Here is a 25,846-nt window from a genome sequence, read left to right as displayed (position 1 = left end):
GATTCGCGACCTAATCGTCGCGTCGACGCCGCCCGCCACCGCGGGACCGAGGAGGAAGAGCCTCGGCGCAGGGCCCGGGACGCCGAGCAGACCGGGGGTCAGTCGGTCGCCGACCTGCTGGCCCGACTGCAGGCCAACGCCGCGCCCGGCGAGGGTGGCAGGCGGCGTCGACGCGACGATTAGGTCGCGAATCGGGCCGCGTTAGAGTTGTGTCGACCGTCCGGTACCTGGCATAGGACTGGAACGAACAACTCATCGACGTCAGCGAGGTCGTCTACGTGGGGACCCCCAGCGGCTTGCGCCCGGCCCGGCTCAAGGTCGGCATTGTGTCGGCCGGCCGTGTCGGCACCGCCCTCGGCGTCGCGTTGGAGCGTGCCGAGCATGTGGTGGTCGCCTGCAGCGCGATCTCGACGGCGTCGCGGCGGCTGGCCGAACGGCGGCTGCCCGACACCGAGATCCTGCCGGTGCCCGACGTGGCCGACCGGGCCGAACTGCTGCTGCTGACGGTCCCCGATTCCGAGCTGCCGGGCTTGGTGCGGGGGTTGGCAGCGACGGGTGCGGTCCGCCGGGGAACCATCGTCGTGCACACCTCGGGCGCGAATGGGGTCGCGATCCTGGCGCCGCTGGCCGAGCTGGGTTGCATCCCGCTGGCGATTCACCCGGCGATGACGTTCACCGGCGCCGACGAGGACATCGCCCGGCTGTCCGACAGCTGCTTCGGCGTCACCGCCGCCGACGAGATCGGCTACGCCATCGCCCAGTCACTGGTGCTGGAGATCGGCGGCGAGCCCTTCGGGGTGCGCGAGGATGCGCGCACGCTGTATCACGCGGCCCTGGCCCACGCCAGCAATCACGTCGTCACGGTAGTCGCCGATGCGCTGGATGCGTTGCGAGCGGCGGTATCCGGCCAGGAGCTGCTCGGCCAGGAACTGGTCGGTGACGCGCCCGGTGGCCTGGCGGAGCGGATCGTCGGTCCGTTGGCCCGTGCCGCGCTGGAGAACACGCTTCAACGGGGGCAGGCCGCGCTGACGGGGCCGGTGGCCCGCGGTGACGCGGCCGCGGTCGCCGGCCATCTTGCTGCCCTCGACGCGGTGAATCCCGAACTGGCTCAGTCGTATTGCGCGAACTCACTGCGCACCGCGCAGCGCGCGCACGCTCCCGAGGAGGTTGTTGAGGTGTTGGCCAACTGGTCAGGGCAAGGACGGCGGCCGTGACACCGCCGAAATTCACTCCCGGACAACTCAATCTGTACCAGACGCCCCAAGCGGTATCCGACGTCACCCGGGCGCTGCGTCACACCGGTCGGCGGGTGATGCTGGTGCCGACGATGGGTGCGCTGCACGACGGTCACCTGTCGCTGGTACGCGCCGCCAAGAAAGTGCCGGGTGCGGTGGTCGTGGTGTCGATCTTCGTCAACCCCTTGCAGTTCGGCGTCGGCGAGGATCTCGACGCCTATCCGCGCACGCTGGAGTCCGACCTCGAGCTGTTGCGCGGTGAAGATGTCGAGGTGGTGTTCGCCCCGAGCGCGTCGGCCATGTATCCAGACGGCCCGCGGACCACGGTGCATCCCGGCCCGTTGGGTGGCGATCTCGAAGGCGCCTCTCGGCCAGGCCATTTCGCCGGTATGTTGACCGTCGTACTGAAGTTGCTGCAGATCGTGCGGCCGGACCGGGCGTTCTTCGGCGAAAAGGATTACCAGCAGCTCGTGCTGATCCGCCAGATGGTCGACGATCTCAACGTCGATGTCCGCGTCGTCGGTGTACCCACCGTCCGCGAGGCTGACGGGCTGGCCATGTCGTCGCGCAATCGCTATCTCAATTCCGAGGAACGTGAACAGGCTTGCGCGTTGTCCTCGGCGCTGTTGGCCGGCATGTGGGCAGCGGCCGGCGGCGCCGATGCCGCGTTGGACGCCGCCCGGGCGGTGCTCGATGAAGTGCCTGCCATCAAGGTGGACTACCTGGAACTGCGAGGGCCGTGGCTGGATCCGGCCCCGTCGTCCGGCCCGGCCCGGCTGCTGATCGCTGCCCGACTGGGCAGCACCCGGCTGCTGGACAACATCGCCGTCGACCTGTCCACCGACACCGCTCCGCCGGGCGTCGGCGGCAACGGCGATCACCCCGAAATCACCTGGAGAAATTGATGTTCCGCACGATGTTGAAGTCGAAGATCCATCGCGCGACCGTCACCCACGCCGACCTGCACTACGTCGGTTCGGTGACCGTCGACGCCGACCTGATGGACGCTGCCGACCTGCTCGAAGGCGAACAGGTGACCATCGTCGACATTGACAACGGTGCGCGGCTGGAGACCTACGTCATCACCGGGCAGCGCGGCAGCGGGGTGATCGGGATCAACGGTGCGGCCGCCCATCTGGTCCACCCCGGTGATCTGGTGATTCTGATCTCCTACGGTGTGATGATGGATGCCGAGGCGCGGCAGTACCGGCCGCGGGTCGTGTTCGTCGACACCGACAACCGGCAGATCGATCTCGGCGACGACCCGGCCCACGTGCCGGACGACGTCACCGGTCTGCTGTCGCCGCGGACGGTGAGCTGACCGTGCTGCTGGCGATCGACGTCCGCAACACCCACACTGTCGTCGGATTGATATCCGGGTCCGGTGACCATGCGAAAGTCGTGCAGCACTGGCGAATTCGCACCGAACCGGAAGTGACCGCCGACGAACTCGCACTCACCATAGAGGGATTGATCGGTGACGACTCCGAGCGCCTGACCGGTGCGACCGGTCTGTCCACCGTGCCCTCGGTGATGTACGAGGTGCGCCTGATGCTCGAGCAGTACTGGTCCGCGGTGCCGCACGTGCTGATCGAACCTGGTGTGCGAACCGGCATTCCGCTGCTGGTCGACAACCCGAAGGAGGTCGGCGCCGACCGGATCGTGAACTGCCTGGCCGCGTACGCCAAGTTCTCGTCGGCGGCCATCGTGGTGGATTTCGGTTCGTCGATCTGTGTGGACGTGGTCTCCGCCAAGGGTGAATTCCTCGGCGGTGCAATCGCTCCCGGTGTCCAGGTGTCCTCCGACGCGGCGGCCGCACGGTCGGCGGCGCTGCGTCGCGTCGAGCTGACCAGGCCGCGGTCGGTGGTCGGCAAGAACACCGTGGAGTGCATGCAGGCCGGTGCGATGTTCGGCTTCGCGGGTCTGGTCGACGGTCTCGTGACCCGCATCCGGGAGGATGTCGACGGCTTCGCCGGCTCCGACGTGGCGGTCGTCGCCACCGGTCACACCGCCCCGTTGATGCTGCCCGATCTGCACACCGTGCAGCACTATGATCAGCACCTCACCCTCGACGGCCTGCGGATGGTCTACGAACGCAACCGCGACAATCAGCGCCGGATCAAGTCCGCCCGCTAGAAGAACGTGCGCACCAGATCGATCACCCGGCCGCGCTCGTCGAGCACCGGGATCAGCTGCCACTTGTCGAACACCGTGCACGGGTGTGACACCCCGAACTCGATCCAGCTGCCGACCTCGACCGTGTCCTGAGCGGTCGGCGGCAGCCGCACGAACGCGTGCTGGTCGTTGAGCGCCGTCACCTCACAGCCCGCCAGGTCCGTCCAGGCAGAGCCGACTCGAAGTCGTTGTGGCACAGGCAGATCTGCATCGAAAGACACGTCGCGACGGCCCATCGTCATCAAAGCCAGGCCCGGCTCGGGCCGCGAACACACCTGAGCCCACACGTGCATCGCCGGTATGAACCCGCCCGGCTCAGCACCGGGCCTGGTCAGCGGTGAGGTCCGTAGATAGAGCCCGTCGTCGTTGGTCAGATACACCCCGCTGCGCAGGATCGTGCGCCAAGGACCGGTCAGGGTCTGCGCCACCACATCGAAATGCGTACTGCCACCGGCGGTTACGATCATGTCCGAACACAGGGGTGCGAGTCGAATAGCCACCGCACGAACCCAATCGAGGTAACCCCGCACCCGGCCGACACCGGCTGCAGACACGTCGTGGCCCAGGGCGGCCTCGTAGCCCGCCACCCCGACCAGACGAAGCCGCGGGCTGGCCACCGCCGCGGCGGCCACGGCGTCCGCAACGACGTCGTTCCGGCAGCCGGTGCGAGTGCCCATTGCGCCCAACTCGACGCAGACATCCAGCGGGCGCCGCGCGCCCGCCGCGTGCAACGCCTCAGTCATCAGCGCTACCCCGCGCACCGAATCCACCCAGCAGATCAGCCGAAACTCCGGATCGCTTTCGAGCTCGGCGGCCAACCACGCCAGGCCCGCGGCATCGACGAGCTCGTTGGCCAGCACCACCTCGCGCACTCCGAACGCGCGGTAGGCGCGCACCTGGCTGATCGTCGCGGCGGTCACCGCGCACGCACCGGCCTCGAACTGCCTGGCCAGCAGCTGCGGCGACATGTGGGTCTTGCCGTGCGGCGCCAGCTCGACCCGGTGCCGGGTACACCAGGTCGCCATCGTCGCCAGGTTGTGCCGCAACGCGTCGTCGGAGAGCACGCAGACCGGGCTCAGCGGCCCGGCGGCGAACAGGTCGGGCCCCTCGGCACAGATCTGCGCCACCGTCAGCCCCGACCAAGACGCGGGCAGCCCCTTGAACCGCCAGTCCAGTTGTTCGCCCGCCAGGGCTGTGACCGCGGCCGCGTTTATGAGGGACCCCATGACCTCATTTAAGCTGGCACGTCGTGAGCTCTGCAGATACCCCGGATACCGACCACGCGGACTCCGACGTCCCCGAGCAGTTCCGGATTCGCCAGGGCAAGCGCGAGGCCTTATTGGCCGAAGGAAAAGACCCCTATCCCGTCTCGGTGCCGCGAACCCATTCGCTGGCCGAGATCAGGGCCGCGTATCCGGACCTGGAAGCCGATGCCGCCACCGGCGACATCGTCGGCGTCACCGGCCGGGTGGTGTTCGCCCGCAATTCGGGCAAGCTGTGCTTCGCCACCCTCCAGGAGGGCGACGGCACCCAGCTGCAGGCCATGATCAGCCTGGCCGGCGTCGGTGCCGAAGCGCTCGAAGCATGGAAGACCGAGGTGGACCTCGGCGACATCGTGTTCGTGCACGGCGAGGTGATCAGTTCCCGCCGCGGCGAACTCTCGGTGCTGGCCGATGCCTGGCAGATGGCCAGCAAGGCATTGCGTCCGCTGCCCGTCGCTCACAAGGAGATGAGCGAAGAGTCGCGCGTCCGGCAGCGCTATGTCGACCTGATCGTGCGCCCGCAGGCCCGCACCGTGGCCCGGCAACGCATCGCCGTGGTCCGAGCGCTGCGCAATGCGCTGGATCGTCGCGGGTTTCTCGAAGTCGAGACGCCGATGCTTCAGACACTGGCCGGTGGAGCGGCGGCGCGGCCGTTCATCACCCACTCCAACGCTCTCGACGCCGACCTGTATCTGCGGATCGCGCCGGAGTTGTTCCTCAAGCGGTGTGTGGTCGGCGGACTGGAGAAGGTTTTCGAGCTCAATCGGAACTTCCGAAACGAAGGTGCCGATTCGACACATTCGCCGGAATTCTCGATGCTCGAGACTTATCAAGCATGGGGAACCTATGACGATTCGGCGATCGTCACCCGTGAAGTTATTCAGGAAGTCGCCGATGAGGCGATCGGCACGCGGCAAGTTCCATTGCCGGACGGCACAATCTATGACCTCGACGGTGAATGGCCGTCGCTGGAAATGTACCCGTCGTTGTCGGAAGCCCTCGGTGAAGAGATCACCCCGGACACTTCGCTGGAATATCTCCTCACTATTGCCGACCGGCTCGAGGTGGAGATCCCACGGGATCGTGGCTACGGGCACGGCAAGGTGATCGAAGAACTGTGGGAGCACACGGTCGGAGACACATTGTGGGCTCCGACATTCGTCAAGGATTTCCCGGTCGAGACCACACCGTTGACCCGCCAGCACCGCAGCATTCCCGGCGTCACGGAGAAGTGGGATCTGTACGTGCGCGGGTTCGAGTTGGCCACCGGCTATTCCGAGCTGGTCGACCCGATCGTGCAGCGCGAGCGCTTCGAAGCCCAAGCCAGGGCGGCGGCCGCGGGCGACGACGAGGCGATGGCACTCGACGAAGATTTCCTGGCGGCAATGGAGTATGCGATGCCCCCGACCACGGGAACCGGAATGGGTGTCGATCGGCTGCTGATGGCACTCACCGGCTTGTCAATTCGGGAAACTGTTTTGTTCCCGATTGTTCGCCGACATGGCTGAGGTGCGCTTATCCGAGGTACGTTGAATGATGTGGGCCGCTGTGGCACATTGGTTCGCATGGGGAAGACGCTCGACTATGGGTTGTTGAGCGCAGGCAGAAGGATTCAGTGAGGCAATGGCCAAAAAAGTGACCGTGACTCTCGTCGACGATTTCGACGGCGCGGGCGCAGCCGATGAAACGGTCGAATTCGCGCTCGATGGCGTCAGCTATGAGATCGATCTTTCTTCAAAGAATGCTCAGAAACTGCGTAATGATCTCAAGCAGTGGGTCGAGGCCAGCCGTCGCGTGGGCGGCCGTCGCCGCGGGCGCTCGGGCGCGGCAGGCCGTGGCCGCGCGAGCATCGATCGGGAGCAGAGCGCCGCGATCCGGGAATGGGCGCGCCGCAACGGCCACAAGGTGTCGACGCGGGGACGTATCCCGGCCGACATCATCGACGCCTTCCACGCCGCAACTTAGGTCCCAGCTAACCTGCTCGCCCGTCGCCGCGACCGAGGTATCGGTGCCGTTCGCTCGCGGCGAAGCGGACTCCGGTGATTGCCGGAAACGATTCGCAGCTCCGCCGCGTTGGTGTGCTAGGTCCGCACCGCCAGAGACGCGGTAAGGGTGACAAGGGAGGACGCCTTCCCGAGCCGCCCATTAGAGTGGACGACAGGTACGTGGTGACTACCGCTGTACCTAATCGTGATGGAGAGCAGGTAACCGAGGATGTTCGAGAGATTCACCGACCGTGCCCGCAGGGTCGTCGTCCTGGCTCAAGAAGAGGCCCGGATGCTCAACCACAACTACATCGGGACCGAGCACATCCTGCTGGGACTTATTCATGAGGGTGAAGGCGTAGCCGCCAAGTCGCTGGAGTCGCTGGGCATCTCACTCGAAGGTGTCCGCAGCCAGGTCGAGGAGATCATCGGTCAGGGCCAGCAGGCCCCGTCCGGGCACATTCCCTTCACCCCGCGCGCCAAGAAGGTTCTCGAGCTGAGCCTTCGCGAGGCGCTGCAGCTCGGCCACAACTACATCGGCACCGAGCACATTCTGCTCGGCCTGATCCGCGAGGGCGAGGGCGTCGCCGCCCAGGTGCTCGTGAAGCTCGGCGCCGAACTGACCCGGGTGCGTCAGCAGGTCATCCAGCTGCTGAGCGGCTACCAGGGCAAGGAGACCGCGGAAGCCGGGACCGGCGGCCGTGGCGGCGAGTCTGGCAATCCGTCGACGTCGCTGGTCCTCGACCAGTTCGGCCGCAACCTCACCGCGGCCGCCATGGAGGGCAAGCTCGATCCCGTCATCGGCCGTGAGAAGGAAATCGAGCGGGTGATGCAGGTGCTGAGCCGGCGCACCAAGAACAACCCCGTGCTGATCGGCGAGCCCGGCGTCGGCAAGACCGCCGTCGTGGAGGGCCTTGCCCAGGCGATCGTGCACGGCGAGGTTCCCGAGACGCTCAAGGACAAGCAGCTCTACACCCTCGACCTCGGGTCGCTGGTGGCCGGCAGCCGTTACCGCGGTGATTTCGAGGAGCGCCTCAAGAAGGTGCTCAAGGAGATCAACACCCGCGGCGACATCATCCTGTTCATCGACGAGCTGCACACGCTGGTCGGTGCAGGTGCCGCCGAAGGTGCGATCGACGCGGCGTCGATCCTCAAGCCGAAGCTGGCTCGAGGCGAGTTGCAGACGATCGGTGCGACCACGCTCGACGAGTACCGCAAGTACATCGAGAAGGACGCCGCCCTGGAGCGCCGGTTCCAGCCGGTCCAGGTTGGTGAGCCGACGGTGGCGCACACCATCGAGATCCTGAAGGGTCTGCGCGACCGGTACGAGGCCCACCACCGGGTTTCGATCACCGACGCCGCGATGGTCGCGGCGGCAACTCTGGCCGACCGCTACATCAACGACAGGTTCCTGCCGGACAAGGCGATCGACCTCATCGATGAGGCCGGTGCGCGGATGCGCATCCGCCGGATGACCGCACCGCCAGACCTGCGTGAATTCGACGAGAAGATCGCCGACGCTCGCCGGGAGAAGGAGTCCGCGATCGACGCGCAGGACTTCGAGAAAGCCGCGAATCTGCGGGACCGGGAGAAGCAACTGGTCGCACAGCGCGCTGAGCGTGAAAAGCAGTGGCGCTCAGGTGACTTGGACGTGGTCGCGGAAGTCGATGATGAGCAGATCGCCGAGGTCCTCGGCAACTGGACCGGCATCCCGGTGTTCAAGCTGACCGAGGAGGAGACCACTCGGCTGCTGCGCATGGAGGACGAGCTGCACAAGCGGATCATCGGCCAGGAAGATGCCGTCCGCGCGGTCAGCAAGGCCATCCGTCGCACTCGCGCCGGCTTGAAGGATCCCAAGCGCCCGTCCGGCTCGTTCATCTTCGCCGGCCCGTCCGGCGTCGGTAAGACCGAGCTGTCCAAGGCGCTGGCGGAGTTCCTGTTCGGCGACGACGACGCACTCATCCAGATCGACATGGGCGAGTTCCACGACCGCTTCACCGCGTCGCGGCTCTTCGGTGCCCCGCCCGGATATGTCGGTTACGAGGAGGGTGGCCAGCTCACCGAGAAGGTGCGGCGCAAGCCGTTCTCGGTGGTGCTGTTCGACGAGATCGAGAAGGCCCACCAGGAGATCTACAACACCCTGTTGCAGGTCCTCGAGGACGGCCGTCTCACCGACGGCCAGGGCCGCACGGTCGACTTCAAGAACACCGTGCTGATCTTCACCTCGAACCTGGGTACCTCCGACATCAGCAAGGCGGTCGGGCTCGGCTTCACCCAGGGTGGCGGCGAGAACAACTACGAGCGGATGAAGCAGAAGGTCAACGACGAGCTGAAGAAGCACTTCCGGCCGGAGTTCCTCAACCGCATCGACGACATCATCGTCTTCCACCAGCTGACTCAGGACGAGATCATCCAGATGGTCGACCTGATGGTGGGCCGGGTGTCCAAGCAGCTCAAGACCAAGGATATGGAGATGGAGCTGACCGACAAGGCCAAGTCCTTGTTGGCCAAGCGCGGCTTCGACCCGGTCCTGGGTGCCCGGCCGCTGCGGCGGACCATCCAGCGCGAGATCGAGGACGCCCTCTCGGAGAAGATCCTCTTCGAAGAGGTCGGCCCCGGTCAGCTGGTCACGGTCGACGTGGAGAACTGGGACGGCGAAGGCGCCGGCGAGGACGCGAAGTTCACCTTCCACGGTGGGCCCAAGCGTCCGGAGATCGCCGAGGCGGATCTGGCCAACGCAGGCACCGCCAGCGAGTAAGCACTGAGGAAAAAGGCCCCCGACGATGTCGGGGGCCTTTTTCGTCGGCGCGATGAATTGTTTGCGTCTGCATCGATTCGCCCACGTGTGACCGCTACGCTGCGCTTCATGCTTGTGGTTACCACCAACGACATCCCCGGCTGGGAGATCCAGCGGGTTTGCGGTGAGGTCTTCGGTCTCACCGTGCGATCGCGCAACGCCTTCTCCCAGATGGGTGCGGGCTTCAAGAGCATGTTCGGCGGCGAGTTGCAGGGCATGACCAAGAACCTCGCCGAGAGCCGCAACGAGGCGATGAATCGCTTGATGACTGAGGCCCGCACGCGCGGCGGAAACGCGATCATCGGAATGCGGTTCGACACCACCGAACTCGGCGATGTCTGGACCGAGATCTGCGCCTACGGCACCGCGGTGCAGGCGGTCCCGGTCACCGATGCCGCCAAGTACACCGCGCAGCAGTTGGGTTACGGCGCCAGCTGAGCCTGCGGCGGTATAGCATCCTCGGTGTAAGAGACGAGTCGAGGAATCTGGTGAAATTCCAGAACGGTCGCGCCACTGTCGAGAGTCAGACCCGAGGCCCGTCATGGTTCGCATTGGGACGCGCAGCTCCCTGGAAGGACACCGAATGACTACTCCGCAGACAAAGAGCCACTCGCGCGCCGTCGATCTCTCGGCCGCCAAAGCTGTCGTCTGGCTCTCGCTGACCGCCTTCTTCGCGCTGCTGGTGCTGTATTTCGTCGGTGTCGACCAAGGCGCCACCTCGGTCTTCGGCGACAACATGTACATCCACGAATTCGTGCATGACGCCCGCCACCTTCTCGGATTCCCCTGCCACTGAGCCGGCGGGAATCACTGCAGAGCAATGGAAAAATCAATAATCTGGCGCGGCATTCTGGCCGGCGCCCTTGCAGGCGTGTTCGGATTCGTCTGGTCCAAGATCTTCATCGAGCCGATCGTCGGCCGAGCCATCGACTTCGAAGATGGCAAGACAGCGGCGCATGAAGCCATGGAGGCGGCGTCCGCGCACGGGCACGGGCACAGCCATGAGGGCGGCGAGCTGTTCACCCGGACGGTGCAGTCCAACATCGGTATGGGGCTGGGCGTGCTGATGTTCAGCATCGCGCTGGGTGCGTTGTTCGCCGTGGTGTTCTGTGTGGCGTACAGCCGCATTGACACCGTGTCGGCCCGCAAGCTGGCGGTGCTCACCGCAGGCGCGATGCTGATCGCACTGTGGGTGGTGCCGGCACTGAAGTATCCGCCCAGCCCGCCGGCCACCAGCCTCGACGAAACCATCAAGCAGCGCGCGCTGCTCTACATCTTGATGGTGGCGCTGTCGGCGCTGTTCATGGTCGCCGCGGTCTATCTCGCTTTCCAGCTCACGCCGAAGCTCGGCGCCTGGAACGCCACGCTGGCCGCCGGTGGCGCGTACATCGTCGCGGTCGCGATCCTGATGCTTGTGATGCCGACCATCGACGAGATACCCGGCCCGATGGTGAACGACGCCGGGACGATCGTGTTTCCGGGCTTCCCCGCGACGGATCTCTATGAGTTCCGGTTGTACGCGCTGGGCACCCAGGTGATCGTCTGGACGACGATCGGTCTGGCAGGTGCGGCGATGCTGCACCGGCTGCTCGACAGCAAGCAGCAGGAGTCTGTCTCTGCGTGAGTGAGGTCGTCCGGCTGACCCTGGTGTCACACGCCATGACCGATGCCATGGCAGCCGGACGATTTCCGCTCGACGAAGAACTCAACCCGCTGGGTCGACGGCAGTTGGCCGGGGTCGACGGGGGTGCCGCCGACGTGGTGCTCTCCGGGCCGGAACTCCGGGCGCGCCAGAGCGCGCAAGCGCTCGGTCTGACTCCTGCGGTCGATCCGCGGTTGGCCGACCTGGCGTGCGGTTCCTGGGGCGGGCTGAGTCTTGACCAGGTGCAGCCGGGTGAGCTCGCGCAGTGGTTGACCGATCCCGAAAGCCGCCCGCACAATGGCGAGTCGGTGGTCGAGCTGATCGCCCGGGTGCGGGGCTGGCTCCAAGATGTGGCCCGCACACCGGGGCGCGTTGTCGCGTTCACCCACCCCGCAGTGGTTCGCGCGACGATCCTCAGTGCGCTCGACGCGCCACCAAAGTCGTTCTGGCGCATCGATATCGGGCCGGCCAGCAGCACCACCCTGCATTACCGTGGATCGGTGTGGACCCTGCGGTCAGCGGTAGCGGGGCAGTAGCCCGAAGACCTGCTTGATGATCGTCATCGCCCAGCCGCCCGCGTTCGCGCTGTGGAAGCGGGGCCAGTTGAACTGGAAGCTGACCACCCACGCCTGGCCGGTTCGGTCCACCGCATACCAGCTGAATGTCATCTCACCGGGCAGGTTTCCGGCCTTGGCGGCGATGTAGGGCCACTCGGCGGGGTCGAGGTCGATTCCTGCGGCTTCCGACATCACGTCCTTGACCGGCGCCGCGCGGCCGACGGCGCCACGCTGCAGGGCGGCGTGCACGCGACAGATGTCCTCGGCATTGCCGTACCACTCCACGCCATAGGTCGAGGCCGGTGTGTGGGAGCGCATCGGATCGGGGTCGTAGGGGCGGGAATCCGCGTCATGCAACAGGTTTCCCCGATTCGCAGGCACGGTCTTCTTCCACTGCTCGCGCACATCGGGATTGCCCCAGCCGATCGCGAACAGTTCCCGCATCGTCGGGAACGGGGTCATGCTCGCCGGGTCGTGGTGGCCCGCGGCGGCAAGGGCCTCTTCGACGGCGTGGGTTCCCACCCGTCCGATCAGCAGATCGGTGGCCATGTTGTCGCTCGTCGAGATCATCTTGCCCGCGGCCTGGCGGACGGTGATCTGCGATCCGGGCGGAAGCTTGTCGAAGCCCGACGAACCAAGCTTCTTCACCTCGGCGGTGATCGTCAGCTTGTCGTCCCAGTTCAAAGTTCCTGCAGTGATGGCAGTTTCAACCGCATACAACACGTACGTCTTGAAAATCGAAGCCAGCGGCAGGGATTCGGAAGTGTTGGTGCCGGCCACCTTTTCGCAGCGACCGTCGTCGACTTTGGACACCTGCCACGAATAGCGGGCGCCGGTACGGCTCAGCGCGGTGTCGACGTCCTGCCACGAGTCGATCTTCGGCTTCTCGGTGGTGACGACGAACCGGCTGACGAAGGTGTCGTCGCCGATGCGCAGGTCGATGTCCTGGCGGGCGCCGTAGGAGGTCAGCATGTGCAGGGTGGCGACGTTGGCGCCGACCTCGACGCCGGCCAGGGTGTAGGGCCGGTCCCACCACAGCGAGTCCATGGTGTGTGCGACCGGGTCCACCAGGTCCGGGGTGGCCAGCGTCTTGACGCTCTCGGTCCCGATCGGCCAGTCCGAGTTCAGCATGTCCATGACCTGCTTGGCTCGGACGCCCTGCGGGGTGTTGAGGTCGATGCGGACACCCGCGCCTGCATTGGCGGGCGGCGCGGGAGCCGATGTGCAGCTGGTTGCCAGGCTGGCGGCGGACACGAGCACGGTGGCCACTGCCACCGCACGCACCGCACGCCGGCACACCCGGCGTGCGCTACGCCTTCGAGTCGGTCCCGGCAACGTCCAACACAACCTCGAACTCGAGCAGATGGGCACCCTTGGCCACCGGGTTGGCGCGCTCACCGGCGTGCGCGTGGATCGCCGGTCCGCTCGCCCAGGCCTGGAACGCCTCCTCGGACTCCCATGTGGTCACTACGAAGTAGCGGTCCTCACCCTTGACCGGTCGCAGCAGTTGGAACCCGAGGAAGCCCGGCTGGTTGTCTACGGCGTGGGCGCGGTTGGCGAACCGCTTTTCCAGCTCTGGACCCGCACCAGGCGGAATCTCGATTGCGTTGATCTTCACCACGGACATGGCGCAAGGTTACCGCGCCCGCCCGGGCCGGTGACCGACCGCGCAAGATGAAGCGGTGAGCACTGAGCTGCTGACCTATCGGGGCGGCATCGGACGGCCTGTGGTGTTGGTTCACGGCTTGATGGGCCGCGGCACCACGTGGTCGCGGCAGTTGCCGTGGCTGTCCCGGTTCGGGTCGGTCTACACCTATGACGCGCCGTGGCACCGCGGCCGTGAGGTCGAGGACTCCGAACCGGTCACCACCGAACGGTTCGTGACCGACCTCGGGGACGCCCTTGCACGCCTCGACGGCCCGGCGGTACTCGTGGGGCACTCGATGGGGGGCCTGCATTCCTGGTGCCTTGCTGCGCAGCGTCCCGACCTGGTGCGCGCGCTGGTGGTTGAGGACATGGCACCCGACTTCGTCGGCCGGACGACGGGACCGTGGGAGCCGTGGGTCCATGCGCTGCCCGTCGAATACTCCACGGAGCAACACGTTTTCGACGAGTTCGGCCCCGTCGCCGGGCGCTACTTCCTCGAAGCCTTCGACCGGACGGCGACCGGCTGGCGGCTGCATGGCCAGCCCGCCCGCTGGATCGAGATCGCGGCGGAGTGGGGGACCCGGGACTACTGGCGGCAGTGGCGGGCGGTCCGGGCGCCGGTATTGCTGATCGAGGCGGGTGAATCGGTGGCGCCGCCCGGGCAGATGCGCCGGATGGCCGAGCTGGCCGGCCCGTCGGGCCGCTACGTCCGCGTCGCCGGAGCAGGCCACCTCGTCCACGACGACGCCCCGGACGAGTACCGAAACGCCGTCGAGTCGTTCCTAGCGACGCTCCCCGAGGACACCTGACGACGGCCAGCTCGGATGGTGTTCGAACCGGGTGCGCACGGCGTCGAGATCGTGGTTGATCCGGCGCAGATCGGCATCGTCGGCGAACAGTGGACCGACCATCGGTGCCCACACCCGGAATTGATCGGCGTGCAGATGCAGTTTCTTGAGGACGGCGGCGAATGCGTTCATGGCAGTAATGCTTCGGGGAAAAAGATCCAGCCAACAGTGGCAGTACTGACCCGGTGAGATAAAATTCTGCCATGCCTTTGAAGAGCGTTTCGGCGCTGGTCCTGGACAACGTCGCCGTCTTCGAGTTCGGCGTGGTCTGCGAAGTCTTCGGAATCGACCGGGCGGCCGACGGCGTGCCCAACTTCGATTTCAAGGTGTGCGGTCCGCAGGCGGGCGCACCGTTGCGCACGAGTGTCGGCGCCACCCTGGTGCCCGATCACGGCCTCGATGCCCTGATCGGCGCCGACGTGGTGGCCGTATCGGCGGTGACCGGGCCGGTCGAGGCGTACCCGCCGGAAGCGCTGGAAGCATTGCGGGCCGCGCATGCGGCCGGGTCGACGATCCTGACGGTGTGTTCCGGCGCCTTCGTTGCGGGCGAAGCGGGCCTGCTCGACGGGCGCCGCTGCACCACGCACTGGATGCACGCCGACGACCTCGCTCAGCGCTATCCGACCGCGATCATCGACCGCAACGTGCTGTTCGTCGACGACGGTGATCTGGTGACCAGTGCCGGCACCGCTGCCGGCATCGACGCGTGCCTGCACCTGGTCCGCCGCGAACTCGGCAGCGCGGTCACCAACATCATCGCCAGGAGAATGGTGGTGCCACCGCAGCGCGACGGCGGCCAGCGTCAGTACATCGACCAACCCATCCCGGCGCGATGTTCGGAAGGGTTTGCCCCGCAATTGGATTGGATCCTGTCCAACCTCGACAAGCCGCATACTGTGGCGAGCATGGCCCGCCGGGCCAACATGTCGGCGCGCACGTTCGCGCGGCGCTTCGTCGAGGAGGCCGGCACCACGCCCATGCAGTGGGTCACCGACCAACGGGTGCTCTACGCCCGCCGCATGCTCGAGGAAACCGATCTGGACGTCGACCGCATCGCCGAGCGGGCGGGATTCGGCAATGCCACGCTGCTACGCCACCACTTCCGCCGGATCGTCGGCGTCACCCCATCGGACTACCGCCGCCGGTTCGCCCGCTCCGCCTAGTCGGCCTCGCCGCACAGCGCGAACCTGCCGTCGGCGGTCTGCTCCACCAGTCCGTCCACCAGAAGCGAGTCCAGCGCGCGGTCACGCTGCGCGGTTTCGGTCAGCCAGACCACGTCAAGATGCTCCCGCGGCACCGGAGAAGTGCTGGCGCGCAACACATCCAGCAACTTGCCGCGCACCTGCCGGTCGGTGCCGGCGAAGCGCTGACTGGGCCGCGGTGCGGTCGCGGCCGGCGGATGCCCGGCGGCCCGCCAGGCGCACACACTCAGCGGGCACACCCCGCACTTGGGGGAGCGTGCCGTGCATACCGTCGCACCGAGCTCCATCAGCGCCGCCGAGAACACCGGAGCTGTCTCGTCATCGGGCATCAGTGCCAGGACGTCGGCCATATCCCTTGTGGTGGAAGGATTTCCGGCATCGGCCAGCCCGTGGATCGCGCGCGCCACGACCCGTCGCACATTGGTGTCCACCACCGGCACGCTCTGCTGGTAGGCGAAACAGGCCACCGCGCGGGCGGTGTACGAACCGACACCGGGCAGGGTCAACAACACCTCGACGTCATCGGGCACCCGGTCACCGTGTTCGGCGGCGATCACCGTCGCACACTCGTGCAGGCGCTTGGCCCGCCGCGGATAGCCGAGCTTGCCCCACGCGCGGAGCACATCCGCGGCACTGGCCGCTGCCGTCGCCGACGGTGTCGGCCAGCGCGCCACCCAGTCCAGCCAGATGGGTGCCACCCGGGCGACCGGAGTCTGCTGCAGCATGAACTCGCTGACCAGGATTTGCCATGCCGTCACATCAGGGCTGCGCCACGGCAGGTCGCGCCGGGCATGCCCGTACCACACGACGAGCTCGTCACAAATGGAACTCATATCGTTTCGAGGTGAGAGACAAGGCAGAATGATGGCCATGCCGAACACCAGCCCGATAACCGCTTGGAAGGCACTCAAAGAGGGTAACGAGCGATTCGTTGCCGGCCAGCCACAGCATCCCAGCCAGAGCATCGAGGACCGTGCGCGGTTGGCCGGGGGACAAACCCCGACCGCAGTCATCTTCGGTTGCGCCGACAGCCGGGTCGCCGCCGAGATCATCTTCGACCAGGGCCTCGGCGACATGTTCGTGGTGCGCACGGCGGGACACGTCATCGACTCCGCGGTGCTTGGCTCCATCGAGTACGCGGTCGGTGTGCTCAACGTGCCGCTGATCGCCGTCCTCGGGCACGACAGCTGTGGCGCGGTCAAGGCGACGTTGTCCGCCCTCGACGACGGCGCGGTACCCGGCGGCTACATCCGCGATCTCGTCGAGCGGGTGACGCCGTCGATCCTGGTGGGTCGCCGTGAGGGCTTGACCCGCGTCGACGAGTTCGAGGCCCGCCACGTCATCGAGACCGGTACGCAGCTGCTGGCCCGGTCCGCTCTCATCGCCGAGCGGGTTGCCGCAGGCACGCTGGCCATCGTGGGCCTGACCTATCACCTCGCCGACGGCAAAGTTGTGCTGCGCGAACACCTCGGCGATATCGGCGAATAACCACTTTTCCAGCTAGCTAACAAGGCGACACGCCGGGCGGGGTCGAACAACTCGCGATGACCTGGCCTTACCGTGGAAAGGTGCTGGATCTGGATCTGGAACCGCGTGGACCCCTACCCTCGCAAATCTATTGGCGGCGCCGTGCTCTTGCAATCGGCATCGTCGCGGTAGTCGCAGCAATCGTCGTCGGGGTGGCCTTCATCGTCTTCAGCGGTGGCTCGGATTCGAAGAGCGCCGTGAAGACCACGCCCGTAGCGGGGCCGCAGAACCCCCAGCCGGACAACAAGACTCCCGTCGTCGCGCCCCCGCCACCGGCGGAGACCCCGTCGGGGCCCGTCACGGTCGCGCCGACGCCCACCGAGGCCGTCATGCCGCCGCCGGTACTCAAAGAGGGCGACGACTGCCCGGATTCCAACCTGGCCGTCAAGGGCATCACGAACCAGCCGCAGTACGCGATCGGCGATCAGCCGAAGTTCACCATGGTCGTCACCAACATCGGCCTGGTGGCCTGCAAGCGTGACGTCGGCGCTGCCGTCCTCGCCGCCTACGTGTACTCGATGGACGGCAAGCGGCTGTGGTCGAACCTGGACTGCGCGCCGTCGAATGAGACGCTGGTCAAGACGTTCAACCCCGGTGAGCAGGTGACCACCGAGGTGACCTGGACCGCCATGGGCTCCGCACCGCAGTGCCCACTGCCGCGCCAGCCGATCGGACCCGGCACGTACAACCTGGTCGTCCAGCTGGGCAACCTGCGTTCGGCGACGGTGCCGTTCATCCTCGCCGACGCTCCGCCGCCGGGCGCCGCACCCGCCGCCGGGCAGCAGCTGCCCGCCGGTGCCCCGGGTGAGGCCCCGCAGCCGGCGCCCGCTCCCGCGGGGTAGCTCGCGATTAGACCAGGCGGTCGGCGATCGTCGACTCGGCCAGCTGGGACAAGCCCTCCCGGACGTGCCGTGCCCACATCGCGCCGATGCCTTCGACAGACTGCAGATCGGTGGCGCTGGCCGCCAGCAGTCCCTGCAGGGAGCCGAAGCGGCGGACCAGCAGGTCGACGTGAGCGAACTGCAGGCGCGGGATGCCGGCCATCGCGCGATAGCCGCGGGCGCTGAGCGCCGAATCCTGCGCCTCCGCCGTCGATGGATAGCCGAACACCCGCGACAGCGCGGTGAAGTCCAATAGTTCGGTGTCCGACAGCGAGTCCAATTCGGCCAGCGTCGAGGCGACCTGCGCCTTCGACGGCGGGTCGGGGTTGGCGTGATAGTCGCGCATGATCAGCTCGCGTGCGGTGTCGTTGCCGCCCAGCAGCTCTTCGAGCTGAAGCCGCAGCTGCCTGCCGTCGGTACCGAGTTCGACTGCGTCATAATCGATTTCGAGCCCAATACGGCGAACCATCTCGAGCCGTTGCACTACTGTCATGACATCGCGCAGCGTGACGAAGTCTTCGATCTCGGCGGTGGACAACTGCCGGGACACCTCGTCGAGGCGAGCCTTGTAGCGCTCCAGTGTGGCGATCGCCTGGTTGGCCCGCGACAGGATGGTGGCCGAGTCGGCCACCACGTGGCGTTCTCCGGAGACGTACACCGTGACGATGTTCATCGAGTGGCTGACCGAGACCACCGGATAGCCGGTCTGGATCGCGGTGCGCTCGGCGGAGCGGTGCCGGGTTCCGGACTCGTCGGTGGGGATCGTCGGATCCGGCACCAGTTGGACGTTGGCCCGCACGATCCGGCTGCCGTCGGTGGACAGCACGACGGCGCCGTCCATTTTCGACAGCTCGCGCAGCCGGGTCGGGGCAAACCGCACATCGAGGGAGAACCCACCGTCGCAGATCGTCTCGACCCGCTCGTCGTACCCCAGCACGATCAGCGCACCCGTGCGACCACGCAGGATGCGCTCCAGTCCGTCGCGAAGGGCAGTGCCGGGCGCCAGTCGCCCGATGGTCTCGCGCAGCGTGGCCGCCGTTGGCTGGGCGGAGCCGCTGGCTCCGTTGACGGTGCTCACAGCCACTTATTGTCCACTGCGTCGAGGTCGTTACTCGACCCCTCCCGCCGAAGCTGCGTAACGACCTTGTCGTAAGGCCGTTTTGCGATCGTCAACATCGAGCGCAAGGCGTCGCCGATGGTGGCCGATTCGATGGCCTTGAAGCCTTTCGGGACGGTGCCGCACCCCATCGGCACGAGTGCCTCGGTGAAGCCAAGGCGGGCCGCCTCGGCGAGGCGGCGATCCATGCCGGTGACGCGTCGCAGATCGCCGGCCAAGCCCACTTCGCCGATCACCACGGTCGTGGTGGGCAGCGGCAGGTCCGCGTAGGCCGATGCCATCGCCATCGCGACGGCCAGGTCCGACGACGGATCCATCAACCGCATCCCGCCGACGGTGGACAGATAGATGTCGGTGGCGCTGACCTTGAGGCTGGCCCGCCGCTCGAGCACCGCGGCGATCATCGCCGCCCGCGAACTGTCCACCCCGCTGACCGCGCGGCGTTGCGGCGCGTTCTCGGGGCGGTAGGCCAGCAGGGCCTGGACCTCGCCGATCAGCGGGCGTTTACCGTCGAGCGCCACGGTGACCGCGGTGCCGGGTACCGGGTTGGGCCGGTCATCGAGAAACAGCCCGGACGGATCGGAAATCCCCTGAATGCCGTTGTCCTGCAACACAAAACAGCCGACCTCGTCGGAGGCGCCGAAGCGGTTCTTGACGCCGCGGACCATCCGGAGGGTGGAGTTGCGGTCGCCCTCGAAGTGCAGCACCACGTCCACCAGATGCTCCAGCGAACGTGGCCCGGCGATCGCCCCGTCCTTGGTGACGTGGCCGACCAGCACCAGTGCGACGCCGCTCGACTTGGCGGCGGCGGTCAGCGCAGTCGTCACAGCGCGCACCTGGGTCACCCCGCCGACAACGCCGTCGGTGTCACCGGCGGTCATCGTCTGCACCGAGTCGACCACCACCAGACTGGGCTGAACCGCTTCGATATGGCCGAGCACCGTGTTGATGTCGGTCTCAGCGGCCAGGAACACCTCGTCGTGGGTGCAGCCGGTCCGCTCCGCGCGCATCCGGATCTGGCCTGCCGACTCTTCGCCGGAGACATACAGCGCGCGCCGGCCCGAACTCGCCCACCGATGCACCACGTCGAGCAGCAGGGTGGACTTGCCGACCCCGGGGTCACCGGCGAGCAGACTGACCGAGCCGGGCACCACACCGCCGCCGAGCACCCGGTCGAGTTCGTCGACGCCGGTGGGGAAGTGGCGGGTGCGGTCCGGGTTGATCGAGCTGATCGGAACTGCGGGGGTGGACGGCGCGACCGCGCGTTGCGCGGTGCTGCCGGCGGCGCTGGCCCCGGCGACCTCGTCGACCGTGCCCCAGGTTCCGCACTCAGGGCACCGGCCGACCCACTTGGCCATCACATGGCGGCATTCCGAACAGCGATATTGCGAACGCGCCTTGGCCACGGCCGTGACGCTATCGGGTGGCTCCGACAGAACCGCGTATTAGCGGCCCGTGTCAGCTCACTCCTGGCCTGCGGGTGCCCCTTGCCGCTCCGCGCCGCCCGCCGAGATGGGCACCTGGACCGTCGCCTGGCCGGCCTTCTCGAAGGTGAAGGTGAAGCCGTAGGTCAGCCCGTTGGAAATCGGCTGGCTGAGAGTGACCTCAGCCTTGGCCGGCTGCGCACTGCCCATCGGCGCCGCTTCGGCCTGACCGTCGGCACTGCCGACGATCAAGGACGATCCGGCGGGGATCGAGGTGTTCCCGGTGAGCTCGACCGAACCCACGTCGGAGCTGACAGTGACCAGCTTGTCGTTGGTGTCCGGGGAGATGTTTGCCGCGGCGAAGATCAACTCGACGGTGCGACCCGGCTTCAGGGCGTCACCGGATTGCACTGCCTGGATGTGCACGTTGCGCAGAGCGATGTTCGCGACATTCGCAGTGGCACCGTTGACGGCCGACTGCTGGTCGGCGGTCTGCGAGATCTGGCCCGTCCCGCACCCCGTCAGGATCAGGGCGCCGGCCGCCAGGCCAGCGGATGCGGCGACGAGGCGATTCGTCAAGCGGTTCACAACAGCCTCCTGCTCGGCCCGTGTGGACGGCATCGTGGCGCCGCCGCGGTTCGACTATGCACAGTAGTAGGTAGCGTCGCGCGGCGGTAGCTGAGGGTTCGCGGGGCGGTGACAGAAGTCGGCGGCGGCGACCCGGCGGCGGTGTGCTGAGCAGTGGGTACGAGCGCCCGCGTTGCACGCTTTCGTCACCCTGTCAACCCCCTCTCTTCACCTTCGGTGCCCCTGACCTGCATCGTTGTTCCGCGCGCTGTCGGGCACCGTGCTAACATTGGAGTGTGAAAGGGGCTCGAAACTGATGATTTTTAAGGTCGGAGACACCGTTGTCTATCCACACCACGGTGCTGCATTGATCGAGGCCATTGAAACCCGGACCATCAAAGGCGAACAGAAGGAATACCTCGTCTTGAAGGTGTCCCAGGGAGACCTCACTGTCCGAGTTCCCGCCGACAACGCCGAATATGTCGGCGTGCGCGACGTGGTCGGACAGGAAGGCCTGGACAAGGTGTTTCAGGTGCTTCGTGCCCCGCACACCGAAGAGCCGACCAACTGGTCGCGCCGCTACAAGGCCAACCTGGAGAAGCTGGCGTCCGGTGACGTCAACAAGGTCGCCGAGGTCGTTCGCGACCTGTGGCGCCGGGACCAGGAGCGCGGTCTGTCGGCGGGCGAGAAGCGCATGCTGGCCAAAGCCCGGCAGATCCTCGTCGGCGAGTTGGCCCTCGCTGAGAACACCGACGACGAGAAGGCCACCATCATTCTCGACGAGGCGCTGGCCGCCGCGTCCTGACTGCCCTGAGGGGTTAGGTGTCGGACACGGTCGCGGTCGTCACGGCCGCCGGTTCCGGTGAACGGCTGGGTGCGGGTATCCCAAAGGCTTTTGTGGATCTCGGCGGCCTAACCATGCTCGAACGCGCGGTGGAGGGACTGTTGGCCTCCGGCGTGGTCGACCGGGTTGTCGTCGCTGCTCCGGCCGAGCGGGTTGATGAGACAAAGCTCCTGCTCGGCGGTCGCGCCACGGTCGTCGCCGGCGGTCCGGAACGTCCCGAAACCGTGCGACGCGCGCTGGCTTCCGTCGGTGACCCCATGTTCGTTCTCGTGCATGACGCTGCCCGGCCGCTGACGCCGGTCGGGCAGATCCAGCGGGTGGTCGCCGCCTTGCGCGACGGCCTCCGCGCAGTCATTCCGGTGCTGCCGGTCACCGACACCATCAAGGCCGTCGACGCCAACGGCGTCGTTCTCGGCACTCCCGAGCGGGCCGGGCTGCGTGCCGTGCAAACTCCGCAGGGCTTCGAAACCGCGCTGCTGCGCCGCGCCTACGAGAGCGCCGGCGGCGCCTCGGTCACCGACGACGCCTCGCTGGTCGAATACCTGGGCACCCCGGTGCACACTGTCGCCGGCGACCCCATGGCGTTCAAGGTCACCACGCCGCTGGATCTCCAGCTGGCCCGAGCCCTGCTGGCCGCATGACGATTCCGCGTATCGGGCTGGGTAGCGACGTCCACCCGATCGAGTCCGGCCGGCCCTGCTGGCTGCTGGGCCTGTTGTTCGACGATGCCGACGGCTGCTCCGGACACTCCGATGGTGACGTGGCTGTCCATGCGCTCTGCGATGCCTTGCTCTCGGCGGCGGGTCTCGGCGATCTCGGAACGGTGTTCGGCGTTGACCAACCGCAGTGGCGCGGTGTCACCGGTGCCCGCATGCTCGACCACGTCCGCGAACTGCTCACGGCCGCGGGCTTCACCGTCGGCAACGCCGTCGTCCAGGTGATCGCCAATCGGCCCAAGGTCGGCCCACGTCGGGAGGAAGCCCAACGCCTGCTGACCGGGCTGCTGGGCGCGCCGGTGTCGGTCTCGGCGACCACCACCGACGGACTCGGGCTGACCGGGCGCGGGGAGGGCATGGCAGCCATCGCCACCGCCTTGGTGGTGGCCGGGTCTGCCTCGATGCCTGACTGAGCCGTTCAGGCCGGTAAGCTGGCGCGTCGTGACCGGCACCCTGCGACTCCACGACACCTACAGCGGTGCCGTGCGCGACTTCGCGCCGATCCGTCCCGGCCATGCCTCGATCTATCTCTGCGGTGCCACCGTGCAGGGCTTGCCGCACATCGGCCACGTCCGCAGCGGGGTCGCTTTCGACGTGCTGCGCCGCTGGCTGATGGCCAAGGGTTTCGACGTCGCGTTCATCCGCAACGTCACCGACATCGACGACAAGATCCTCACCAAAGCCGCCGACGCAGGCCGGCCGTGGTGGGAATGGGCGGCCACCCACGAGCGGGCGTTCTCGGCGGCCTATGACGCCCTTGGCGTGCTGCCGCCATCGGCCGAGCCGCGCGCGACAGGGCACATCACCCAGATCGTCGAGCTCATCGAGCGACTGGTCGATACCGGCCACGCCTACACCGGCGCCGGTGACGTCTACTTCGACGTGCTGAGCTTCCCGGAGTACGGCAAGCTGTCCGGGCACAGGATCGACGACGTGCACCAGGGCGAGGGCGCGGGCACCGGAAAACGCGACCAGCGTGACTTCACTCTGTGGAAAGGCGCCAAGCCCGGCGAGCCGTCCTGGCCGACGCCGTGGGGAGCGGGGCGGCCGGGTTGGCACTCCGAGTGTGTGGCGATGGCGCATGAATACCTGGGTGCTGAGTTCGATATTCACTGCGGCGGAATGGATTTGGTCTTCCCCCACCATGAGAACGAGATCGCTCAGGCGCGTGCCGCCGGCGACGGATTCGCCCGGTACTGGCTGCACAACGGCTGGGTCACCATGGGCGGGGAGAAGATGAGCAAGTCGCTGGGCAATGTCCTGTCGATTCCCGCTGTGCTGCAACGGGTCCGGCCCGCCGAGCTGCGCTACTACCTGGGCAGCGCGCATTATCGGTCGATGCTGGAATTCTCCGAGAACGCCCTGCAGGATGCGGTCAAGGCCTACACCGGCATCGAGGAGTTCTTGCACAGGGTGCGGACTCGCGTCGGCATCGTGCTGCCCAGCACTTGGACCGAGAAGTTCGGCACCGCACTCGACGACGACCTCGCCGTACCTGCCGCCCTGGCCGAGGTGCATGCCGCCCGCGCGGACGGCAACCGGGCCCTGGAATCCGGCGACCACGAGACCGCGCTGGCGAAGGCGCGCGAAATCCGTTCGATGATGGGGATTCTCGGGTGTGACCCGCTTGACGAGCGTTGGGAGACCCGCGACGAGACGTCGGCGGCCCTGGCTGCGGTCGACGTGTTGGTGCGCGCCGAGCTGAACCGCCGGGACGGGGCTCGCCAGACCCGCGACTGGGCTCTGGCCGATGAGATCCGAGACCGGCTCTCCGAAGCCGGCATCGAGGTGACCGATACCGCCGACGGACCGCAGTGGGCGCTACGCGACGAAGGCGGCAAGTAATGGCGGGAAACTCCAAGCGGCGCGGTGCGATTCGCAAGGAAGGCACCAAGAAGGGCCCGACAGTCGGTTCTGGTGGTCAGCGCCGGCGCGGGTTGGAAGGCCGCGGCGCGACGCCGCCGGCAAGCGCTCGCACCGGGCATCCGGCGGCCCGGCGCGCCGCCAGCGCCGACAAGCGGGCGCGCCAGTATTCGAAGCCCACCGACGAGACCGAGATGGTGCTGGGTCGCAATCCGGTGCTGGAGTGCCTGCGTGCGAACGCGCCGGCGACAGCCCTGTACGTGGCGCTGGGTGCGGAAGCCGACGAGCGGCTCACGGAGTCGGTCACGCTGGCCGCGGACCGCGGCATCGCGATTCTCGAGGTGCCGCGCCACGATCTTGACCGGTTGAGCTCCAACGGGTTACACCAGGGCATCGCCCTGCAGGTGCCGCCCTACAACTACGCCCACCCCGACGATCTGCTGGCGGCCGCCACCTCTGACGTCGAACCGGCACTGCTGGTCGCGTTGGACAACATTTCCGACCCGCGCAACCTCGGCGCGATCGTGCGGTCGGTGGCCGCGTTCGCGGGCCACGGTGTGCTGATCCCGCAGCGGCGCTCTGCGTCGGTGACGGCGGTCGCGTGGCGCACCAGTGCCGGTGCGGCCGCCCGCGTGCGCGTGGCGCGTGCCACGAATCTCACTCGCACACTGAAGGATTGGGCCGACGCCGGTATTCAGGTGGTCGGGCTCGACGCTGAGGGTGACACCACCCTCGACGAGCTCGACGGCTCTGGTCCGCTGGTACTCGTGGTCGGCTCGGAGGGCAAGGGGCTCTCGCGGCTGGTCCGCCAGAATTGTGACGCGGTGGTGTCGATTCCGATGGCCGGGCCGACGGAATCGCTGAACGCGTCCGTGGCAGCCGGTGTGGTGCTGGCCGAGATCGCCCGGCAGCGCCGCCGCTGAGTCGGCATCCCTGACGGCAGTCGGGCACTGTCCTCGACGTGTTGTGCCCGTCAGACTTCCCGGTCATCACCGTAGGGGGTGGGTACGCCCCGGCTTCGCCAGTTCAGCGTCGCGTTCGTCCGCATGATCTGGCCCGCGCTCTTGAGATCAAGTGTGCCGAACACGAAGTTGGCCAAGCCGAACGGCATGATGGTTGCCAGCGGACCGCGGCAGTACTCGAGGAAAAAGATGTGGTCGTCGATGTTGGCCGTGAACGCCTCCCATGGTGGGGTGACAAGGAAGTCACCGGCCTTCACATCGGTGGCGACCAAGTCGGTTGCCGACGCGTTGCGCGATGCACCGGACAAGATCGTGTCGTAATACGTGACCGGATGGCGGCCGGTGTGTCCGGTCGACGGCACCGGGACGCCCATCAATCCGAGGTATTCGTTGCGTCGGGCAAAGACCATCTTCACCTGGTACATCACGAATCCGGCAGGGGTCAGTACCCAGGGCATGTCCGTTTGGATGAGGTTGCCGTACTTGGCGACGAGATCGTGCTCGAGATCTGCCGCGATCTGCGGCACGGGCTTGCCCACGTGCTGCAGTGCAAGGTCGCGAAGTTCGTAGGGATCCAAGGCGTAGCGGGTCATTG

29 protein-coding genes and 1 pseudogene are annotated in these 25,846 nt (G+C 67.0%); 21 read left to right on the top strand and 9 right to left on the bottom strand.

Going from position 1 to position 25,846, the window contains the following annotated elements; translation table 11 throughout:
- The 5 genes and pseudogenes from BST42_RS29355 to BST42_RS12205 all read left to right on the top strand — a co-directional run.
- A pseudogene (locus tag BST42_RS29355) lies at nt 1-183 on the top strand (DUF6779 domain-containing protein); the annotation flags it as partial.
- 95 nt (nt 184-278) lie between these two features.
- Complete coding sequence (locus tag BST42_RS12220; protein WP_083118825.1) at nt 279-1,214, top strand: Rossmann-like and DUF2520 domain-containing protein; 936 nt, start codon at nt 279-281, stop codon at nt 1,212-1,214.
- Nucleotides 1,187-2,140 (top strand): pantoate--beta-alanine ligase, encoded by a 954-nt coding sequence (panC, locus tag BST42_RS12215; protein WP_276010276.1) that lies wholly within the window; start codon nt 1,187-1,189, stop codon nt 2,138-2,140. Before BST42_RS12220 ends, panC begins: the two co-directional genes overlap by 28 nt.
- Nucleotides 2,140-2,556, top strand: a complete 417-nt coding sequence (gene panD, locus BST42_RS12210) for an aspartate 1-decarboxylase (RefSeq protein ID WP_083118822.1) — start codon at nt 2,140-2,142, stop codon at nt 2,554-2,556. The genes panC and panD overlap by 1 nt, the downstream gene beginning before the upstream one ends.
- A 2-nt stretch (nt 2,557-2,558) precedes the next feature.
- On the top strand, nt 2,559-3,371 hold the full coding sequence (locus BST42_RS12205) for a type III pantothenate kinase (protein WP_083118820.1): 813 nt from the start codon (nt 2,559-2,561) through the stop codon (nt 3,369-3,371).
- On the opposite strand, the gene BST42_RS12200 is transcribed toward BST42_RS12205, so the two are convergent.
- Nucleotides 3,368-4,636, bottom strand: a complete 1,269-nt coding sequence (locus BST42_RS12200; RefSeq protein WP_083118819.1) for an alanine racemase — start codon at nt 4,634-4,636, stop codon at nt 3,368-3,370. The genes BST42_RS12205 and BST42_RS12200 overlap by 4 nt on opposite strands.
- 23 nt (nt 4,637-4,659) lie before the next feature.
- Here BST42_RS12200 and lysS point away from each other — a divergent pair, with 23 nt between their 5' ends.
- From lysS to BST42_RS12165, 7 genes are all read left to right on the top strand, one after another.
- Complete coding sequence (gene lysS, locus BST42_RS12195) at nt 4,660-6,180, top strand: lysine--tRNA ligase (protein WP_083118817.1); 1,521 nt, start codon at nt 4,660-4,662, stop codon at nt 6,178-6,180.
- 115 nt (nt 6,181-6,295) lie between these two features.
- A complete protein-coding gene (gene lsr2 / locus BST42_RS12190; protein ID WP_083118816.1) occupies nt 6,296-6,637 on the top strand; it encodes a histone-like nucleoid-structuring protein Lsr2 in 342 nt (113 codons plus the stop codon).
- Nucleotides 6,638-6,886: 249 nt separating this feature from the next.
- The gene (gene clpC1 / locus BST42_RS12185; RefSeq protein ID WP_083118815.1) at nt 6,887-9,415 is read left to right on the top strand and encodes an ATP-dependent protease ATP-binding subunit ClpC; all 2,529 of its coding nucleotides are present in this window, start codon (nt 6,887-6,889) and stop codon (nt 9,413-9,415) included.
- 108 nt (nt 9,416-9,523) lie between these two features.
- The gene (locus BST42_RS12180) at nt 9,524-9,892 is read left to right on the top strand and encodes a YbjQ family protein (RefSeq protein ID WP_083118904.1); all 369 of its coding nucleotides are present in this window, start codon (nt 9,524-9,526) and stop codon (nt 9,890-9,892) included.
- Nucleotides 9,893-10,037: 145 nt separating this feature from the next.
- The gene (locus tag BST42_RS12175; RefSeq protein WP_083118814.1) at nt 10,038-10,250 is read left to right on the top strand and encodes a CbtB domain-containing protein; all 213 of its coding nucleotides are present in this window, start codon (nt 10,038-10,040) and stop codon (nt 10,248-10,250) included.
- A 24-nt stretch (nt 10,251-10,274) separates the two neighbouring features.
- The gene (locus BST42_RS12170; protein WP_083118813.1) at nt 10,275-11,078 is read left to right on the top strand and encodes a CbtA family protein; all 804 of its coding nucleotides are present in this window, start codon (nt 10,275-10,277) and stop codon (nt 11,076-11,078) included.
- Complete coding sequence (locus BST42_RS12165; RefSeq protein ID WP_083118812.1) at nt 11,075-11,632, top strand: histidine phosphatase family protein; 558 nt, start codon at nt 11,075-11,077, stop codon at nt 11,630-11,632. The genes BST42_RS12170 and BST42_RS12165 overlap by 4 nt, the downstream gene beginning before the upstream one ends.
- Here the strand turns inward: BST42_RS12165 and BST42_RS12160 are convergent.
- Complete coding sequence (locus tag BST42_RS12160) at nt 11,612-12,988, bottom strand: serine hydrolase (RefSeq protein WP_083118811.1); 1,377 nt, start codon at nt 12,986-12,988, stop codon at nt 11,612-11,614. The two genes, BST42_RS12165 and BST42_RS12160, sit on opposite strands and share 21 nt — an antisense overlap.
- Nucleotides 12,963-13,280, bottom strand: coding sequence for a mycobilin-forming heme oxygenase MhuD (mhuD, locus tag BST42_RS12155; RefSeq protein WP_083118810.1), 318 nt, complete (start codon nt 13,278-13,280; stop codon nt 12,963-12,965). The genes BST42_RS12160 and mhuD overlap by 26 nt, the downstream gene beginning before the upstream one ends.
- Nucleotides 13,281-13,335: 55 nt before the next feature.
- Here mhuD and BST42_RS12150 point away from each other — a divergent pair, with 55 nt between their 5' ends.
- Nucleotides 13,336-14,109: an alpha/beta fold hydrolase gene (locus tag BST42_RS12150; RefSeq protein ID WP_083118809.1), complete on the top strand. Its 774-nt coding sequence runs from the start codon at nt 13,336-13,338 to the stop codon at nt 14,107-14,109.
- Here the strand turns inward: BST42_RS12150 and BST42_RS12145 are convergent.
- Nucleotides 14,083-14,280 (bottom strand): hypothetical protein, encoded by a 198-nt coding sequence (locus BST42_RS12145; protein ID WP_083118808.1) that lies wholly within the window; start codon nt 14,278-14,280, stop codon nt 14,083-14,085. The two genes, BST42_RS12150 and BST42_RS12145, sit on opposite strands and share 27 nt — an antisense overlap.
- A gap of 71 nt (nt 14,281-14,351) precedes the next feature.
- Here BST42_RS12145 and BST42_RS12140 point away from each other — a divergent pair, with 71 nt between their 5' ends.
- Nucleotides 14,352-15,311, top strand: coding sequence for a GlxA family transcriptional regulator (locus tag BST42_RS12140; protein WP_083118807.1), 960 nt, complete (start codon nt 14,352-14,354; stop codon nt 15,309-15,311).
- Here the strand turns inward: BST42_RS12140 and BST42_RS12135 are convergent.
- Nucleotides 15,308-16,183 carry an iron-sulfur binding domain-containing protein gene (locus BST42_RS12135; RefSeq protein WP_237159370.1) on the bottom strand — a complete coding sequence of 292 codons (876 nt, stop codon included), beginning with the start codon at nt 16,181-16,183 and terminating at the stop codon, nt 15,308-15,310. The genes BST42_RS12140 and BST42_RS12135 overlap by 4 nt on opposite strands.
- 37 nt (nt 16,184-16,220) lie before the next feature.
- On the opposite strand from BST42_RS12135, the gene BST42_RS12130 reads away from it, so the two are divergent.
- Nucleotides 16,221-16,838, top strand: a complete 618-nt coding sequence (locus tag BST42_RS12130) for a carbonic anhydrase (RefSeq protein ID WP_083118805.1) — start codon at nt 16,221-16,223, stop codon at nt 16,836-16,838.
- Nucleotides 16,839-16,927: 89 nt separating this feature from the next.
- Nucleotides 16,928-17,719, top strand: a complete 792-nt coding sequence (locus tag BST42_RS12125) for a hypothetical protein (protein ID WP_237159387.1) — start codon at nt 16,928-16,930, stop codon at nt 17,717-17,719.
- A gap of 7 nt (nt 17,720-17,726) precedes the next feature.
- Here the strand turns inward: BST42_RS12125 and disA are convergent, their stop codons facing one another.
- The 3 genes from disA to BST42_RS12110 are packed head-to-tail and all read right to left on the bottom strand — an operon-like array spanning nt 17,727 to nt 20,887.
- Entirely contained in the window at nt 17,727-18,842 is a 1,116-nt protein-coding gene (gene disA, locus BST42_RS12120; protein ID WP_083118803.1) for a DNA integrity scanning diadenylate cyclase DisA, read from the bottom strand.
- A complete protein-coding gene (radA, locus tag BST42_RS12115; RefSeq protein WP_083118802.1) occupies nt 18,833-20,281 on the bottom strand; it encodes a DNA repair protein RadA in 1,449 nt (482 codons plus the stop codon). The genes disA and radA overlap by 10 nt, the downstream gene beginning before the upstream one ends.
- 57 nt (nt 20,282-20,338) lie before the next feature.
- Complete coding sequence (locus tag BST42_RS12110; RefSeq protein ID WP_083118903.1) at nt 20,339-20,887, bottom strand: copper chaperone PCu(A)C domain-containing protein; 549 nt, start codon at nt 20,885-20,887, stop codon at nt 20,339-20,341.
- Between the two features lie 295 nt (nt 20,888-21,182).
- On the opposite strand from BST42_RS12110, the gene carD reads away from it, so the two are divergent.
- Genes carD through rlmB form a run of 5 tightly spaced genes read left to right on the top strand, consistent with a single transcriptional unit; the run spans nt 21,183 to nt 25,212 of the window.
- A complete protein-coding gene (carD, locus tag BST42_RS12105) occupies nt 21,183-21,671 on the top strand; it encodes an RNA polymerase-binding transcription factor CarD (RefSeq protein WP_019512593.1) in 489 nt (162 codons plus the stop codon).
- A gap of 17 nt (nt 21,672-21,688) precedes the next feature.
- Nucleotides 21,689-22,351: a 2-C-methyl-D-erythritol 4-phosphate cytidylyltransferase gene (ispD, locus tag BST42_RS12100; RefSeq protein WP_083118801.1), complete on the top strand. Its 663-nt coding sequence runs from the start codon at nt 21,689-21,691 to the stop codon at nt 22,349-22,351.
- On the top strand, nt 22,348-22,839 hold the full coding sequence (ispF, locus tag BST42_RS12095; protein WP_083118800.1) for a 2-C-methyl-D-erythritol 2,4-cyclodiphosphate synthase: 492 nt from the start codon (nt 22,348-22,350) through the stop codon (nt 22,837-22,839). Before ispD ends, ispF begins: the two co-directional genes overlap by 4 nt.
- Before the next feature lie 28 nt (nt 22,840-22,867).
- On the top strand, nt 22,868-24,271 hold the full coding sequence (cysS, locus tag BST42_RS12090; RefSeq protein WP_083118799.1) for a cysteine--tRNA ligase: 1,404 nt from the start codon (nt 22,868-22,870) through the stop codon (nt 24,269-24,271).
- On the top strand, nt 24,271-25,212 hold the full coding sequence (gene rlmB, locus BST42_RS12085; RefSeq protein ID WP_083118798.1) for a 23S rRNA (guanosine(2251)-2'-O)-methyltransferase RlmB: 942 nt from the start codon (nt 24,271-24,273) through the stop codon (nt 25,210-25,212). The genes cysS and rlmB overlap by 1 nt, the downstream gene beginning before the upstream one ends.
- 50 nt (nt 25,213-25,262) lie before the next feature.
- Here rlmB and BST42_RS12080 read toward each other — a convergent pair whose 3' ends face one another.
- Nucleotides 25,263-25,844: a hypothetical protein gene (locus BST42_RS12080; RefSeq protein WP_083118797.1), complete on the bottom strand. Its 582-nt coding sequence runs from the start codon at nt 25,842-25,844 to the stop codon at nt 25,263-25,265.
- Between the last annotated feature and the right edge of the window lie 2 nt (nt 25,845-25,846).

The sequence above is a fragment of the Mycolicibacterium rhodesiae genome (assembly GCF_002086695.1).
In the GTDB taxonomy this organism is placed as follows: Bacteria; Actinomycetota; Actinomycetes; order Mycobacteriales; family Mycobacteriaceae; genus Mycobacterium; species Mycobacterium rhodesiae.
The sequence above is the reverse complement of the archived record's forward strand: the minus strand, read 5'-3'. Positions and strand labels throughout refer to the sequence as shown.

What these genes read in the sequence shown, in the direction of transcription:
- panD (WP_083118822.1), top strand. Translation starts at nt 2,140, where the DNA reads ATGTTCCGCACGATGTTGAAGTCGAAGATCCATCGCGCGACCGTCACC.
- BST42_RS12200 (WP_083118819.1), bottom strand. Translation starts at nt 4,636, where the DNA reads ATGGGGTCCCTCATAAACGCGGCCGCGGTCACAGCCCTGGCGGGCGAA.
- lsr2 (WP_083118816.1), top strand. Translation starts at nt 6,296, where the DNA reads ATGGCCAAAAAAGTGACCGTGACTCTCGTCGACGATTTCGACGGCGCG.
- clpC1 (WP_083118815.1), top strand. Translation starts at nt 6,887, where the DNA reads ATGTTCGAGAGATTCACCGACCGTGCCCGCAGGGTCGTCGTCCTGGCT.
- BST42_RS12180 (WP_083118904.1), top strand. Translation starts at nt 9,524, where the DNA reads ATGCTTGTGGTTACCACCAACGACATCCCCGGCTGGGAGATCCAGCGG.
- BST42_RS12175 (WP_083118814.1), top strand. Translation starts at nt 10,038, where the DNA reads ATGACTACTCCGCAGACAAAGAGCCACTCGCGCGCCGTCGATCTCTCG.
- BST42_RS12170 (WP_083118813.1), top strand. Translation starts at nt 10,275, where the DNA reads ATGGAAAAATCAATAATCTGGCGCGGCATTCTGGCCGGCGCCCTTGCA.
- mhuD (WP_083118810.1), bottom strand. Translation starts at nt 13,280, where the DNA reads ATGTCCGTGGTGAAGATCAACGCAATCGAGATTCCGCCTGGTGCGGGT.
- BST42_RS12145 (WP_083118808.1), bottom strand. Translation starts at nt 14,280, where the DNA reads ATGAACGCATTCGCCGCCGTCCTCAAGAAACTGCATCTGCACGCCGAT.
- BST42_RS12140 (WP_083118807.1), top strand. Translation starts at nt 14,352, where the DNA reads ATGCCTTTGAAGAGCGTTTCGGCGCTGGTCCTGGACAACGTCGCCGTC.
- BST42_RS12135 (WP_237159370.1), bottom strand. Translation starts at nt 16,183, where the DNA reads ATGAGTTCCATTTGTGACGAGCTCGTCGTGTGGTACGGGCATGCCCGG.
- BST42_RS12130 (WP_083118805.1), top strand. Translation starts at nt 16,221, where the DNA reads ATGCCGAACACCAGCCCGATAACCGCTTGGAAGGCACTCAAAGAGGGT.
- carD (WP_019512593.1), top strand. Translation starts at nt 21,183, where the DNA reads ATGATTTTTAAGGTCGGAGACACCGTTGTCTATCCACACCACGGTGCT.
- ispF (WP_083118800.1), top strand. Translation starts at nt 22,348, where the DNA reads ATGACGATTCCGCGTATCGGGCTGGGTAGCGACGTCCACCCGATCGAG.
- rlmB (WP_083118798.1), top strand. Translation starts at nt 24,271, where the DNA reads ATGGCGGGAAACTCCAAGCGGCGCGGTGCGATTCGCAAGGAAGGCACC.
- BST42_RS12080 (WP_083118797.1), bottom strand. Translation starts at nt 25,844, where the DNA reads ATGACCCGCTACGCCTTGGATCCCTACGAACTTCGCGACCTTGCACTG.